General features: G+C 30.4%; 16 protein-coding genes. 1 reads left to right on the top strand and 15 read right to left on the bottom strand.

Going from position 1 to position 14,616, the window contains the following annotated elements:
• Window positions 1-17: 17 nt before the first annotated feature.
• Entirely contained in the window at window positions 18-506 is a 489-nt protein-coding gene (locus FHK87_RS16425; RefSeq protein WP_140594852.1) for a hypothetical protein, read from the bottom strand.
• Window positions 507-525: 19 nt separating this feature from the next.
• Between FHK87_RS16425 and FHK87_RS16420 the strand changes: the two genes are divergently transcribed.
• Complete coding sequence (locus FHK87_RS16420) at window positions 526-726, top strand: hypothetical protein (RefSeq protein WP_140594851.1); 201 nt, start codon at window positions 526-528, stop codon at window positions 724-726.
• 75 nt (window positions 727-801) lie between these two features.
• Here FHK87_RS16420 and FHK87_RS16415 read toward each other — a convergent pair whose 3' ends face one another.
• The 14 genes from FHK87_RS16415 to proB all read right to left on the bottom strand — a co-directional run bounded on the left by FHK87_RS16415 (window position 802) and on the right by proB (window position 14,614).
• Complete coding sequence (locus FHK87_RS16415) at window positions 802-1,386, bottom strand: hypothetical protein (protein WP_140594850.1); 585 nt, start codon at window positions 1,384-1,386, stop codon at window positions 802-804.
• Window positions 1,387-1,606: 220 nt separating this feature from the next.
• Entirely contained in the window at window positions 1,607-3,214 is a 1,608-nt protein-coding gene (tssD, locus tag FHK87_RS16410; RefSeq protein ID WP_140594849.1) for a type VI secretion system tube protein TssD, read from the bottom strand.
• A gap of 50 nt (window positions 3,215-3,264) precedes the next feature.
• Entirely contained in the window at window positions 3,265-3,510 is a 246-nt protein-coding gene (locus tag FHK87_RS16405) for a hypothetical protein (RefSeq protein ID WP_140594848.1), read from the bottom strand.
• A gap of 567 nt (window positions 3,511-4,077) precedes the next feature.
• Window positions 4,078-4,563: a hypothetical protein gene (locus FHK87_RS16400; protein WP_140594847.1), complete on the bottom strand. Its 486-nt coding sequence runs from the start codon at window positions 4,561-4,563 to the stop codon at window positions 4,078-4,080.
• 90 nt (window positions 4,564-4,653) lie between these two features.
• Window positions 4,654-5,040 carry a helix-turn-helix domain-containing protein gene (locus FHK87_RS16395; RefSeq protein ID WP_226294292.1) on the bottom strand — a complete coding sequence of 129 codons (387 nt, stop codon included), beginning with the start codon at window positions 5,038-5,040 and terminating at the stop codon, window positions 4,654-4,656.
• A 95-nt stretch (window positions 5,041-5,135) separates the two neighbouring features.
• Entirely contained in the window at window positions 5,136-5,627 is a 492-nt protein-coding gene (locus FHK87_RS16390; RefSeq protein WP_140594845.1) for an MARVEL/CASP family protein, read from the bottom strand.
• A 228-nt stretch (window positions 5,628-5,855) separates the two neighbouring features.
• On the bottom strand, window positions 5,856-6,305 hold the full coding sequence (locus FHK87_RS16385; RefSeq protein ID WP_140594844.1) for a DUF932 domain-containing protein: 450 nt from the start codon (window positions 6,303-6,305) through the stop codon (window positions 5,856-5,858).
• A gap of 85 nt (window positions 6,306-6,390) precedes the next feature.
• Window positions 6,391-6,819 (bottom strand): hypothetical protein, encoded by a 429-nt coding sequence (locus FHK87_RS16380; protein ID WP_140594843.1) that lies wholly within the window; start codon window positions 6,817-6,819, stop codon window positions 6,391-6,393.
• A gap of 460 nt (window positions 6,820-7,279) precedes the next feature.
• Window positions 7,280-7,435, bottom strand: a complete 156-nt coding sequence (locus FHK87_RS26595; RefSeq protein WP_226294310.1) for an N-6 DNA methylase — start codon at window positions 7,433-7,435, stop codon at window positions 7,280-7,282.
• 754 nt (window positions 7,436-8,189) lie between these two features.
• Complete coding sequence (locus tag FHK87_RS16370) at window positions 8,190-8,786, bottom strand: biliverdin-producing heme oxygenase (RefSeq protein ID WP_140594842.1); 597 nt, start codon at window positions 8,784-8,786, stop codon at window positions 8,190-8,192.
• Complete coding sequence (locus FHK87_RS16365; RefSeq protein ID WP_140594841.1) at window positions 8,776-9,195, bottom strand: response regulator; 420 nt, start codon at window positions 9,193-9,195, stop codon at window positions 8,776-8,778. The genes FHK87_RS16370 and FHK87_RS16365 overlap by 11 nt, the downstream gene beginning before the upstream one ends.
• Window positions 9,188-11,497, bottom strand: coding sequence for an ATP-binding protein (locus tag FHK87_RS16360; RefSeq protein ID WP_140594840.1), 2,310 nt, complete (start codon window positions 11,495-11,497; stop codon window positions 9,188-9,190). Before FHK87_RS16360 ends, FHK87_RS16365 begins: the two co-directional genes overlap by 8 nt.
• A gap of 1,132 nt (window positions 11,498-12,629) precedes the next feature.
• Window positions 12,630-13,829, bottom strand: a complete 1,200-nt coding sequence (locus tag FHK87_RS16355; RefSeq protein ID WP_140594839.1) for a glutamate-5-semialdehyde dehydrogenase — start codon at window positions 13,827-13,829, stop codon at window positions 12,630-12,632.
• A gap of 14 nt (window positions 13,830-13,843) precedes the next feature.
• A complete protein-coding gene (proB, locus tag FHK87_RS16350; protein WP_140594838.1) occupies window positions 13,844-14,614 on the bottom strand; it encodes a glutamate 5-kinase in 771 nt (256 codons plus the stop codon).
• Between the last annotated feature and the right edge of the window lie 2 nt (window positions 14,615-14,616).

Here is a 14,616-nt window from a genome sequence, read left to right as displayed (position 1 = left end):
CAAATATAACTGTTAATTCATTGTGTCCAAATGTTGACCGGATCAAACTGTTCTAAATATTCCAATAACAACAGCCTCTTTGTATTAGTGTTTCTTCTGGTCACTTTGTTACCCTGAATAAAGGAATTTATTTCTTTTTCAAGGGCAGTAGCTGTAAAAGCTTTGATGATATTGTCATTGGTTAGCTCATAAGTATTTATATCATTTGCCTTTGTAAAACATAAGGTTTCAAAATTTATGATAGGGGTAAAAGTGACCAATCTATACACACTTATAAAATGACAATGATCTTCCAGTTGGTAGTATCCTTTATTAGAAATAGGAAAAACACTTCGTTTAATCGTATCAGCGGTTAATCGTTTTTTAAAATTTGCTGCTTGAAATGGAGAGTTTCCACCTACTAAAAGTGTCTCTATCTTTTGCAGTATATCAAGGATTTCGATATTGTGCAAGCCTTCAAAGTGTTTTACTACTTTTTGTATGATTTTATCCTGATAGGTTAGCATATTATTTTATACTTTTATTATGATTATTAGTTTGGAAGACCACCAGATACTTTCTAAAGGTTGGGGATCATATCTTGAAACAACAGGAAAAATGCAACTCTATCAGAGGACAGTTTGGCGAGCCAAAATAGAGAATTCAAGAGTACAATGCTTTAGTATAAGTATCTGGTATCTTCACAGGGGGTCAGCCATTCAATTAACCGCACAAACTCAAACTTAAAAAATGTGGTTGTTCAACAGATAGGTATTAGGGGTAATTATGTAGTAGTCTTTTTCTTCTACTAAAAGTTACAGACTAAAACTCTACAGGAGTATCCTTAAAAAATCTTTGCTTTGAAGAAAAATTATAAAACTGCAAGTAAATCGAACCTTCTAGGCTATCAGGTACTTTTTGATTCAAAAACTCTTCGTTTTTTTTGATTCCACCTATATCATATACTTGAAAGTTCTGTTTGGTTTGAACTAAATTAGTTTTATTTAGTTGATTAAGGATTTTTTGATCAGATATAATCATCCTATATCCTGCATATAGTCTAAAATTCTTTGTTTCACCCTTATCTATTTTCATTTTATATGGTGCGTCTTTTAACTCTCCATCGAAACTGTACAAATGATAATCTTTTAGGCTTATAATATTGCTGAATTTTCCAAGATGTGATCTTGACAATCTCAAATCACTTTTTAGAGAATTAATGATACTAAACTCTTGTGGTATCATTAAATAAACTTCAGAACTATCTTTAAACTTTTTAATTTCTAAAATTTTAACAGGGAGTTCTGAAACTTTACTTGTTATTCTTAATTCTTCTTTCTGTGAATGACAAGAAAAAAAACTTAATGAAATTAAAATTATAAATAAAAAATGCTTAAAATTATTCATAGTAATTTGATTATTCCATAAATATAGAATCAATTATTATACGTTCGCCTCTGTCATCTTCTTTAGAAATTATTATATAAGAATAATGACTACTAGAAGCTTTACCAGTATGTTTTTGCAGTTTATCTATTGTCTTTATTCGACCTTTCATTACCTGTTCATGTACTTCCTTTGGAATGTCTTCAATTAAAAAACAACCCTCAATTTTCGCTCCATCAGTCTACATAAAAGTTCTAACGGAAGATAAGCCATTTTGTTTTGCTTTCTCTAATGCAACTTGGATAAATTCTTTGGTGTCTCCTAATATTTCACTCGCTACTTTATTTGCTATCATATCAGTTGCAAACAATAACGCTCCAAAACCTGTTAAAGCACTTGATAGACCGGGTATTACTTTTGCAGAGGTTGATAATGCTGTGCTAGAGATGCTATATACTGTGCCGGGATTAGGAATATTTAAACTCATACCTTCATCAGGTAATAAATCAAGTACTTTTTTTGGCATCTCTAGATAATCTAAGAACTTAAGTACATCATTTATTTTATTGAAAACTGCTACTGCACCATTCGCTATATCTACAGGATTAAAATAATCTGAAAATGCTTTTTTGGTATGTTCTATCCTTTCTTCTATATCAATATAGCTAAACGAATCTTTGATCACATAATTACTGGCTTCTGTAACCTCATATCCAAACCCCTTGCTTATATTGGTTTTAAGATCAATCCGCTCGGTATAGATATGTTTTTTGATCATATTAACCTCTGATAGCATCATGGTTTTTGTAGTTATCTTTATTTTTGTAGCCAAGAAGTGAGAAACTTTGCCTGTAATACCATATGCTTCTGCAATATCTTTTGCAGCTCCTAATGCAAACAAAACAAGTTTGCCTTCACTAGTATACATCACGGGCATCTTTACTCCCTCTACCGCAGGTTTTATAAATAGGTCTTGATTACTATAGGTTACTTTTAATCGGTACTTATCAGTATTAGCCAGTTCTGTAACAGTGCCATTGTAGGTAGCTTTGCAATAGAGTTCTATATCCTCTACACCCAAAGTTACTTTGTCTTCTTGTTTGATAACAGGCTCCCAACTGTGTTTGAGTTCCATTTCTAAGATTGCCATACCCGTATCATTTACAGTAACTGTTTTGATTACAGGATCATTAGGAAATTTATCAGTGTCACGATCAAGATAATCAGACCAAAAAATCTGATCATAATCAAATAATTGTAATTTGATCTGTGTACCTGCATCAATATCTCTAGTTTTTACACAAAAGTACATGGTATCACCTAAGTGTAAACGGTTTTCTTTTTCTTCATAATATCGATACACATCTTGCCCTGCCTCATCATATACCCAATAGCCATCTACAATTCTTGGATCTCGGCTTTCTTCTTCTTGCTCCTCTGCTTCGGGTAGTTGCGGGGTTGCCCACCATTGTTCAAAATCACTTTTGCCATTGTGTACAATCCTAGAAGGGCTTAGTTGTACTCTTATTTTAAAAGGTTCTTTGTTGGAGGCATTAAAAAGATAAGTACATTTTACACAATAGCACTCATGTAGTTCTAACTTTCTGGTTTTGGTCTTACCTTGTATCGGGATAAAATCGAGGTATGCATTTTTTTGCATGATACGGTCTACTGACCATTCAAAAAAAGTAACATCTGTATTAGTTACAGGAACCTCAATAGTAAACAACTTATTTTTTGGTTTACCACAAGGCCTGCCATTATCGTCACTATTTTGAGTAAATCCCATATCGAGATGATCAACAATATATTCTTTGTCATCTACTCGTAATCTGATTGTAATACTCATTATTGTTGTCGTGGTTTTTTAGGTTTTATTAGTATTGTAGTGTAAAATCTCTAAAGTTCATTTTGAGTTTGAAATAACATTCTCATTCTGATTCTATAAATGATCTGCAATGCTTTGTCTTTTTGTATGTTTTTATCAAATAATTGATATACCCATTTATAAATCATCTTTTCATAACATCTATCCTCCACCACTACGCAGTCCATAAAATCTTCCATACTCATATGCAATCTCTGTACAATAAATTGTAAATAGATATGTCGTTCTTGCTCTCTTTGTAATTCGTTATTACTCAAAATTCTTTTGTTTTGTTTGGGGATTCAAATGTAAACGATATAGACGTCTAAAAGCAAAAAGTAGTGGGTACGATTCCGTGAATGTGCACTGCATTTTAACGAAATCATACCAAATAAAATAAGTACTCAACCCCTGTAAAAACTATTACTGAGAATGATATTAGTACTTCGAAGTAGTTAAGTACACCTTGCGATGCCAAAAAGAAGTACTAAAAAGCCTTTTTGTACTGCTTCTAAGTATTTATTAATGGCTTTTACCCCTTACCTTAAGGGGTACGATGCCTGTAAAAACTATTTGCAAGTACTTATGTAATCATTCGAACTACTTAAGTAATGCTTCGCACCACTTACATAACACCTCCGATAGATAAAGTAATAGGACATAAACATTATGTAAGTGCCAAAAAACATTCTACTCAGGGATAAAAAGAATACCATTAGGCATCAAAAGCGTAAAAGAAATACTTAGCAGTATTATGTTAACGCTTATTGTATATACCAAATGCATTAAACATAAAAAGCCGCTATAAGCGGCTTTTGATCTTCATGTTTATTGTTCTTAGAAATTTACTCTGTACTGTCCTGCGTATCTGTAGTAGGAGTAGCTTTCTTAAATAGTACTTTCATATCTTCATAAACAGTTTTAGCGCCTGGCTCATTTTCTCCTGCCAAAAAGCGAACCATTCTGTAAAAAGTAAGCGAATTAGTGTAATTATCATGATCTAGCAATGTTTTGGTATCAAGTAATTGTTGTGCTAGATTTTCTAATAATTGCACTCGATCTTCTATTTGTTTTCTAGCAACATAATCTCTATCAAATTCTTCTTTGTCTAAAAAATTTGGTATCCAAGTGGGGTGCTGCTCCATGTAATTTTTGGCTTTATCTACAATCAGTTTGTTTTGATTGGCAATACGACCATATTGTTGTCTTTTGTCAGGAGTTAAGTTGATCGTTTTGCCTTCTAGAATATTTCTTATTTCGCTAAGATGACCATCTAAGGCAGTTAATTCTTCTTCTGTAAAATTGATACTAATTAGGTTTTCTAATGCCATTATCTTTGCTTTTTAAAATTTTGGCAAATCTATGCTTAGGCATAGCAGAAAAACAAAAAGTAGTGGGTACGATTCCGTGAAAGTGCACCTCTAAATTTGATCAAAAGAGGATTCCTTTTTGATCTTGATTTCTTTAATGTAATCCGATGGGTATCTATTCATTTTTTTATGAAATGCAGTAGAAAATGATCTTGATGTTTTAAAACCTAAATCGTCTGCTATTCCTTTAATATTGTAACTTCGATATTTTGATTTTTCTTCTTTTAAATGGTCAATGAAATAATTAATTCTAAGATCATGGATATATTGAGTAAATGATTTTTGTTTATGTAGATTTATTATTTTTGAAAGGTATTTATTATTTGTATTGAGTTCTTTTGCCAAAGATGTCAGTGTCAAATTAGAATCACAAAATTTTTGATTACGCTCAAACTTATCAAGACTAATAAGTATCTTTTGAGTTACTTCATCAGACAACAAAATTTGTTTTAATTCTATACTTTTTTGTGAAAAATATTCAGTTTTATTTAAGTTATCGATTGAGTCTTCAAATTTATCTAATAAATTATTGATTAATAAATTTGAGTTCTTAAATACTCTTTTTCTTCATTAGGTTGATTTTTATTTGAGATATCATCATCAGATACCCTAGACCTATTCTTCGTCTTTAGTTTTTTATTTTTCTGTTTTATTTTCCGTTTAAAATAAAAGGCAAAAACAAAAAAGCTAACAATAAAAGTTAAGATTATTTTTAAATTTAGATCATTAAATGAAGTTTTCTTAAGATTAAAAATATAGACAAAGAGTTGATATAAAATATTGATTACTGGTATAATCATTATAAATCTATACCGCTTCCCTTTAGATTCAAAATAGGCAATCAACCAACCGATTAACCCAAAAAAATTAATCATTGTTACATATAGAAAAACTCTCAAACTAGAATACCCAGGAAAGGTTTTTTCTTTCGGTATTGCATCATGTATATATGGTAAGATAGAGCATAATAGTATTAGTAATCCTATTACTATTTCTTTATTTATTATTCTTTCAGTTTTCTTCACCAATTTTATCTAAAAATCAAAGACTCGTTTAAAAAAAATAAATCATGTCAAGTTGATAACTAGGGGTGAAAATGATAATAAATCAACAAGAATTTTATTAAATGAATATTTAAGTTCGTTCTGTTGCAATATGACAAGATTTTTTCAATTTTTAATACGGTTTAACCACATAATTCTTACTCTTAATTTACTTTTTTGTTGATTGGGTTTCAGTTGGTAAAAGAAATATTAATTCATTGAAAAGGCAACTTCAGCTTGGGCAATGTGTAAACCATTGGAACATATTTTTCTGTAAAACCCAAAATGACCTGATGTTTTCTCCCGTCCATCATAGGAGTTCTTAAAACGTAACATTGGGAGTATGGTATCTTTATCATTCTTTATGGTAAACTGATTATGATCCTCAATAATAAAATCCATGATAAAGGAACGGTCATCCCTGTTTATAGTTCTTTTATGAAAATTTAATCCGGCATCCAATAGTTTCTGTTCTGCTTGTTTAAAGAATAGTTCATTTAGGATATGGCCATAGCGTGCTGAAACCACATTTATAATTTTTCCATTGGATATGATGACGTTTTCCAGCCCGCTTCTCGGATCAATTCCAGTTAAAGTTTTTAAGGGCTTAATTTCTGAAGGGACGAAGATCTCGTCTTGTTGTAATCTGTCTAAATACATAACATAGAAGTTTTAAATGAAATTGTTTAAAAAAGAAAAAGCCTACTGTGTTCCAGTAGACTTTTTGAAATAGAAATCAAAATCATTACAGTTCAAATTGAACTATTTGTGCTTCGATTTCCTGCTTACGTTTCTCCAGAGTAGACTGAAGCTGTGAAGTAACTAAATGGATAAAATTGGTATTGGTCGTTTTGAATTCTAACCCTGTAGAATCCCTCAACGTAAACTGACTTGAACCATCGTGATTATAATTGAACTTTGTGAGTTCATTTAGTTTACCTACCAACTGTTCTCGATTATTGGCGAGGCCTCGTAGCTTTTCAAAGTTTTGGATACGGTCGTCCAAGTTTACCAAAGTTTTGATTGGTTTTGTTTGTTGAGGAGCTTTTGGTTTGATAACACTACCACTTACAGTTGCTGACTTTGCTTCTGTTGTCAATTTAGCTTTCACATCTTTTTTTGTTGTGATAACTTCGTTTCTTGTTTTAGCTGCTTGTTTTGTTTTTGTTTCCATTGTAAAGAAATTTAGATTAAACAATATTTTGAACAGACTTAAACCAAAAACAAAATTTTGGAGAGGAAAGGAAACGGAATAAATAGTGCAAACGGTTTTATGCCGTCCCTTTTCCGACATAAATTTTGTGACGTTTACCTTAGTGGTAAATATTGATATAATTGTTTATTTATATTTTTTTTAAATAAAGAAAAAAATTATAGATTATAGTATTTTGTTCAGTTTAGATTGCTATTCCTTTAATTTCTTGGTGATTTGCTTTCTATCTTTAATAAGTGTTTCTATTTCTTTATCAAAATCTACATCTTGAGTTATTTCAGGAACCTCTTTTATAAAATAAAAATCAAAATCATTTTTACTGAAATCTTTATAATTAAAAACCCTATACCGTTTCTTATTGTTACTCTTTTGAAAATTATGATTATTTACTTCTTGAATAATCTCACTTGAAATAACTTCTCTATTTCTCTTTTTTAGGCCCCTCTCTTAGATCGATGACTTCAACAGTATCATTAATTGAACTTTTAAAACTAAATATTACTATGCAAGTGTAAACACTTGTCCCATAAAATACCTTTGATAAAAGAATGATTTTTTTGATATTATTATCTGTAATAATTTTTCTTTAATTTTTTTCAAGTCATTAGAGAATAAAAAATTATCAGGTAAGACTATTACTAATTTACCATAACTACTAACTTTATTCAAACAATGTTTTAAGAATTAAAATTCATTTTTTTTTGAAGAAATATAATTATCTCAAACTCCGTCTATATCATAAATTAGGTCTTCATTTCTTGGAGTTGTTACCTTTATTCCGACAAATATTTAAGACAGTTTATATTAAATAAACATCTTAGAAAAATTATACGAATTTCTCTTGCAATTCCACTTTGATATTGTGATCTAAGGAGATACAAAATCTTTATCTTTACATATCACTGATGAAGTACTGCAAAAATATTATATTGATAAAAAAAATAGTGAGTACCGCAGTTAAAAAATTGAGGATAGTCGGCGGATAAATAATCATGCTTTTAACCGTGCTTTTATGATTTAGTAACGCATATGCAAAGAGAAATTCCCCCTTTTGAATCAAAATAAATCATTGAAAAATCAAGAGGTTATTTTCAGTAGCGGAAAAGGTTGAAATATCTAACCATTCTATTAACAATTTATTTGAAATTGAGGTATTTATAAAAACGCATTCTGCAATATTAATAGACTCATAAGAGTAATTAAAAGTATGCAAAATCTTTGCTATTGATTTGGTTTTATCAAATTGAATTACAATTTCTTTAGGTTTATCAAAAAAATGAGGTTTATAAATATTATTACTAATAATAATTTATTTCAAACTTGTAAATAATTCAAACAAACTTCATTATTTCTTTAGATTGAGAGTAGAGTTGTCCGTACAATTGAAATCCTTTAAGGCTACCTTTTTCTATCTCATCATAATTATTATGTAATTGAATTAAAAGTTCTTTCCTGAAAGATTTCCAGCTATTCAAAAAATCTTGTTGTGAAGTTTCCAGAAAGTTTGTGGCATTCCAAGATAAAAAATCAAGATTGTTTTTTAATTCATTAAATATTAAATTATTTCCCATAGACGCCCCCTTCATTACATAATACATACCTAAGGAAAATAATGCAGATTGAGATTCAAGTTTTTTTTGTGGTTTTTGAGTTTCTACCCCTAATATATTTAAGTCTTTTATAATAGCCTCCATCGTTGCTTTTTCCCGTTCTAAACACCCTATTTTAAACCCCTCAGTTTTTTCTGCTGAAATGATATGGTGAAAAATTTCTTCACGAAATAAATAATGGGTAATCAAAAAGTAGATGTATTTATCTTTACTTGGGTTTTTTATTAAATCATTCCCTTCTGTAAGTTTTTCAACTTGGTTATGGGCTACCTTAGTTGCATTTCTTAATTTCAATAAATAATTGTATTTATCTTTCATATTCTAAAACTGTTTTTATTTTTTTTAGTTTGGCTTCATTTAAGGGTTTTGACATAAAATCTAATATTAAGGAGTTATTTTTAGCTTCATACCTATCTGTCGGGTTCGAAGAAGTTGAAAGCATAACTATTATATGTCTTTGCTTTGAACTATATTGTAATTCTTTATATTCTTCTAAAAACTCCCAACCATTCATAATTGGCATGTTAATATCCAAAAAAATGATTTCAGGGTCTATAATGCTTGAATCAAGATTGTGGTATTTCCCTTCGCGATTTAAAAAATCTAAAGCATCTTGCCCGTCACGACAATCATAAATATATTCTGCAAATTGAAATCTTTTTATGATCTTACGATGAATAAAGTTGTCACACTTATTGTCATCTATTAATAAAGCACTTTTAAACATATTTTTTATTTTTTAGTTTGTGATTTAATTGTTCACTTTTCAGAGTAAACCAAAAAGTACTTCCTACACCAACCTCCGATGTCAACCAAATTCTACCATTCATACTTTCTACAATTTTTCTGCACGTAGGTAAACCAATTCCTGTTCCCGGAATATCATCTTGATGATGTAATCTTTGAAATAAAGAGAATACTTTTTCAAAATTTTTCTTATCAATGCCTATACCATTATCTGTTACAGAAAACATCCAGCCAGAACTTGTTTCTTCTGCATAAATCTCTATTAGTGGAGGAATATTTGCTTTAGAATATTTTAGACTATTTGAAATGAGATTTTGAAATAGTTTCTTTATATCTATTGGATCACAATAAATGATAGGTAGCTCTTTACAATTAATTACAGCTTTAAGCTCATCTATTTTCAAATTAAAATCTTCTTTTATTTGATTTATTACAATATTTATATCCGTATTTTCCCTCATTCTTCCAGAACTACCTACTTTAGAATACACCAGCATTTGATCAATTAATTTACTCATGCGCTTTGCAGAGCTCCGAGTTTTATCAAGATATTCATTAAAACTGCTATCTTTTACTTCTAATTCCTCATCGATTAACATCAAATAATTATCTATTGTTCTAAGAGGTTCCTGTAAGTCGTGAGAAGCGGTATAAGTGATTTGTTCTAACTCTCTTTTATAATGTTCAGATTGAAAAGGATTCCAATCTCTATTACGCTTTATAATAATGTCCTTTATACGTTTTATCATCTCAACAGAAACTATATCCCAAGGAGAACATTTGAAGTTGACTTCATTTTTCCATTTTTCAAAAGATTTTCTAGGGCTTAACCGTATATCGCCATTTTTCGAATAATTGATCTCATAAGGTCGCCTAGGATCCCCTGCCCATTCATGAATTGTACGCTCAGATTTTTTAAACCAAACGATCATACAATTATCTAATTCTTTTAACTGGATTATTGCTGCACCACCTATCTCTTCTGATAAATCTTTTAGGTTTATTTTATTTTCTAGAAGACTACGAATATCTTTGGTAATGCAAACATCATTCTCAAAAAGATCTGGATTCTTTTCAAAACATCCATAAATTTTAAGTAAAGTATCTTTTTCTGGAGCAAGTCCCTGATGATATATTCCTAAAGAAGATGTAATTATTGCCGCACCGTCTACTTCTAAAAGATCTACAAGATCAATTTTATTATTAATAAGTTGCAATAATACTTCCCATGAAGAGACTAAATGTTTATTGAAATCTTCTTCTTTTTTTCTGAACCGTATTCTCTTTTTTTGTTCTTTGGCGAATTGAATTTCTGAAATTCGTCGACATAGGTTATCTGCTATTAGTTCTCCGGTTTTTCTTGTTTCGTAATTCAAAAAGAATGGAGAGTAGTGATGACATGCAATCAATCCCCATAATTTATTATCTATAATTAAGGCCAAGGTATAAGTTGCCTGTACCTGCATGTTCTGTAAATATTCAATATGGATAGGAGAAGTTCCTCTAAGTTGTGTATAAGTTAAGTCTAAGTAATCCATTGGCTTTTTTACTTTGGGATTAAAAATAACTTTACTTGTCTTGGCGTTCACATCAGGTATAATTCTACTTCTATTTTTTAAAAACAACTCTCTTGCGACAGGAGGAATATCAGTTGCAGGGTAATGCAAACCGAAAAACGATTCTATTTCATCCTTTTTACTTTCACCTTCAACCGAGCCATGAAAATCTTCATCAAAACGGTATATCATGACACGATCATAACCTGTAACTTGACGATATTTCTCTGTAAATACTCTAAAAAGTTCAGGTATATTATCGATATATTGTAGCGGCTCGGTAACCATTCTAATCTCATGGAAGGAGGACAATTTTCTACCTAAAAGATTCTTTTCACTATAAACAGGTTCTAGTTCGATAAAACGAGTGTTGCCATGTATATGTCTAATAATATTCCAAGGCTTTCCCTCAATGTGTATTGGAACAGGATCTATAGAATTCCAAGAAAAAGGATCTTCCATCTCTTCAAAAGCATGATACATATCTTTAACCATCCAATCCTTAGAGAACAGATTAAAGTACTCTTCAACCTTGAATTTAGGAGAAACACTTGTAATGTTGTCGCTAATAAAAACAGGAATATTAGGGTTATCTTTATCCCAGGCTAAAATTGCTCCGTGATTATGTATGACTATTGGACGATGGATGGGTTCTTCTCCACAATTATCAGCAGTAAGGCTAAATGATAGATAATTCTCCTTGTAATTGTCTTCGTTTACGGGCATAGATCAAATATTAAAATTCATGCTCTTTGACGATGATCTAAATACTATTTAAAGTGGGGTATTAATTGTTAAAAATATGGAGGATCATAAATTAGATATCCTCATATACACTGTTTTATTATTCCAATAATAATATTTAACAATTGTTAAAATAAAGTACGTAAATTATTTTTTTATAAATGTGCTCTTTAAGTTTTTTAACATTTTTTATAGACGTGTTTGATGGAGAAAAAATCAAAACAGGATTGTAAATAATAGAATTTTCTTATCTGATGCTCTAAAAAATTAAATATCTAACTTTTTTACTGTAAAAAAGCTTTTTTCATGTCTGTATCGTCAGCTTTTAAATCAGATTCAAAGGCTTTAAATGAATTTCCTACAAGTGCTTCTAATTCAAATGAGTATCTAAGAAAGGTAGTATCAAATTTTGAGGTGATCTCTTGTAGAGTTAATTGATCTTTTTAACTACTTCCAAAGTAAATTTTACTTTAAAAGATAGACTGAGTTTTCTTTTCAACTTTTCATAAGTACAGCGTTGAAATAGCATCTTAACTCACCGTCTTAAAAATGAGAAGTACTATAAGGACAAAACCTTCAAAAATAACGTTAGTGTTCAATCAGACAATTTTTGAAGAATTCTCATTTATTATCGAGAAGCTTATAGTAATACTAAACAGTGTTATAAAAGCTAAAGTTTTGATAAATAGTTTCTATAGAAACTATTTATCTATATATTTGATGTAAAATTTAAATAAAATACTAAAAATAAAAGCTTTACAAACATATATTAAATTACTTCTTACAAAAATAAATAATTTTTGATTTTTAATATTCAAAATTGTGTGTATTGCACTAAAGCCATTGCAAATCTTTAAAAACATGAAACCCCAAAACCACAAGATTTTTTTTATAATTATAACTATAGTTTCAATTTGTATATTTCTAATTTCTTTATCATTAACTATAGTGGTAGAGAAAGAAGAAATGGCAGAATCAGCTGATAGCGTAATAGAAATCCCTACTTATTAATTCAAGTTAATAGCTATTTTAGTTGCACAACAGAATGATTTTGCGTTTCCGTTCATGTACTAATATTGCATTAAAATGTAAAATTATCTCGTTACTAACAGTGTTAATTTCTAATATGCCCGTCTCCAAAAACATAATATTTATTTGTCACCAGTTCTTTAAGCCCTAATGGTCCTCGGTGATGCAGTTTATCGGTACTTATAGCTAATTCAGCACCAACCCCCATTTGTCCTCCATCTGTAAATCGCGTAGACGCATTTTGATATACTGCTGCACAATCTATTTCCTCCATAAAGACAGAAGCCGTTGTATCATCTGTAGTCATTATAGTTGCAGAATGCCCTCCTGAATATTGGTTAATTTTCTGTATCGCATCTGTTACTGAATCCACTGAGCCAATACAACATTTCATCGCCAGAAACTCTTCTTCCCAAATAGATTCATTTGTTATTAAGGTTTCTTCTCTTAAAATTTCTTTAGAAGTCCTATCAACCCATATAGACACCTCATTCTCTTTTAAGATGTTTTTTAATTCTATTAGTTTTTGATGATAGTTTGGGATTTGAGTATTCACTAAAATCTTATCAAGTGCATTACATGCAGATATCTTATCTGTTTTAGCATTGATAATAACATTCAAGCTTTTTTGCCAATCTACATTCTGGTCAATATATAAAAAATTGTTTCCTCGCCCACTTACTAGTACAGAACATTGAGCATGTTCTTTCACAAAGGATATTAATTTCTCTCCTCCTCTAGGCACGATAAGATCTAACTTCTGGGTCGGGTTCTTTAGAAAAATTTGAGTTTCTTCCCTGTTCATTGTAAGTAATTGAATGTAATCAGTATTTAGGTTGTTTTCAAGCAGCGCTTGATGCCAGAAATCAACAAGCACTGTATTACTATGCAAAGCTTCTTTACCTCCTTTCAGTAGGATTTTATTATTTGCTTTAAATGCCAGTACAGCAGCTTCTATGGTCACATCAGGCCTTGATTCATAAATAATCATAATGACTCCAAACGGGGAAGTTTTATTCACAACTTTCAAATCATTCTCTAGAATAGTTTCAGTTATTTTCTTATTAACTGGATCTTCCTGAGTCCTGACCGATTCAATAGCTTGTATCATAGCATTAATTTTTTGATTATTGATGATTAACCTATCATACATTGCCTGATCTTCTCTATTGAAGAGCTTTAAATCTATTTTATTTGCTTCAAGTAACCGCAAACGATTTTCATCTAAAACACGTATCATACTTGTAAGCACATTGTTTTTTGTTTCTGTTGATAATAATTTCATTATATTCCTTTTTATTAAAGCGATACTTTCGTCCCAATATTTTTACCTTCTATAATCTCGATTAGCGTATTCTTTCTTTTTCCGTTTGCAATAAAGGTTGGAATGTTTTTAGACGCTGTCTCTTGGGCATGCTCTAGTTTTGATCCCATGCCACCACGACCTTCTTCTTCTCTTTTACCACTGTCTTTGATATATCTTTCAAGATTATCTTCGGGATTTACATTTTTTATGACATCACTCTTCTCTGAATCAGGATGCCCATTATAGAGTCCATCTATATCAGTAAGAATGATCAATCGGTCTGCATTGATCAATTGAGCAATAAGACTTGCCAGTTCATCATTATCCGAAAACATTGACATAGTAACAGAAACAGCATCATCTTCATTAGCAATTGGAATAACACCTTCTGACAGCAACCCTTCACAACAATTAATCATATTCTCACGGTGCATTCCTGGACTAAAATCTCGTTTTGTAGGTAATACTTGTGCACACTTCATTCCATAATCATGAAAAATACTATAGTACAAACGCATCATTCTGGGTTGCCCAATGGCAGAATACACCTGTCTTCGCTTTGTTTTTTCTTTTATTTTAGATATCCCTATAACTTCTTTTCCAGCAATAACAGATCCTGATGACACCAGAAGAGTAATAATATCTCGCTCATATAATTCTGCAATTTGCCTTACTAAATTTTTTAAAATTGGTCGCACTATTCTATTGTCTTTATTAGTCATTACATTTGTACCAACTTTTACAACAATAACTTCTTTATACATAA

This window comes from Aquimarina algicola (genome assembly GCF_006443095.1).
Classification (GTDB): domain Bacteria; phylum Bacteroidota; class Bacteroidia; order Flavobacteriales; family Flavobacteriaceae; genus Aquimarina; species Aquimarina algicola.
This window is presented reverse-complemented; position numbering and strand designations above follow the sequence as displayed.

What these genes read in the sequence shown, in the direction of transcription:
- FHK87_RS16385 (WP_140594844.1), bottom strand. Translation starts at nt 6,305, where the DNA reads ATGTATTTAGACAGATTACAACAAGACGAGATCTTCGTCCCTTCAGAA.
- FHK87_RS16420 (WP_140594851.1), top strand. Translation starts at nt 526, where the DNA reads ATGATTATTAGTTTGGAAGACCACCAGATACTTTCTAAAGGTTGGGGA.
- FHK87_RS16380 (WP_140594843.1), bottom strand. Translation starts at nt 6,819, where the DNA reads ATGGAAACAAAAACAAAACAAGCAGCTAAAACAAGAAACGAAGTTATC.
- FHK87_RS16370 (WP_140594842.1), bottom strand. Translation starts at nt 8,786, where the DNA reads ATGAAAGATAAATACAATTATTTATTGAAATTAAGAAATGCAACTAAG.
- FHK87_RS16425 (WP_140594852.1), bottom strand. Translation starts at nt 506, where the DNA reads ATGCTAACCTATCAGGATAAAATCATACAAAAAGTAGTAAAACACTTT.
- tssD (WP_140594849.1), bottom strand. Translation starts at nt 3,214, where the DNA reads ATGAGTATTACAATCAGATTACGAGTAGATGACAAAGAATATATTGTT.
- proB (WP_140594838.1), bottom strand. Translation starts at nt 14,614, where the DNA reads ATGTATAAAGAAGTTATTGTTGTAAAAGTTGGTACAAATGTAATGACT.
- FHK87_RS16355 (WP_140594839.1), bottom strand. Translation starts at nt 13,829, where the DNA reads ATGAAATTATTATCAACAGAAACAAAAAACAATGTGCTTACAAGTATG.
- FHK87_RS16360 (WP_140594840.1), bottom strand. Translation starts at nt 11,497, where the DNA reads ATGCCCGTAAACGAAGACAATTACAAGGAGAATTATCTATCATTTAGC.
- FHK87_RS16415 (WP_140594850.1), bottom strand. Translation starts at nt 1,386, where the DNA reads ATGAATAATTTTAAGCATTTTTTATTTATAATTTTAATTTCATTAAGT.
- FHK87_RS16365 (WP_140594841.1), bottom strand. Translation starts at nt 9,195, where the DNA reads ATGTTTAAAAGTGCTTTATTAATAGATGACAATAAGTGTGACAACTTT.
- FHK87_RS16400 (WP_140594847.1), bottom strand. Translation starts at nt 4,563, where the DNA reads ATGGCATTAGAAAACCTAATTAGTATCAATTTTACAGAAGAAGAATTA.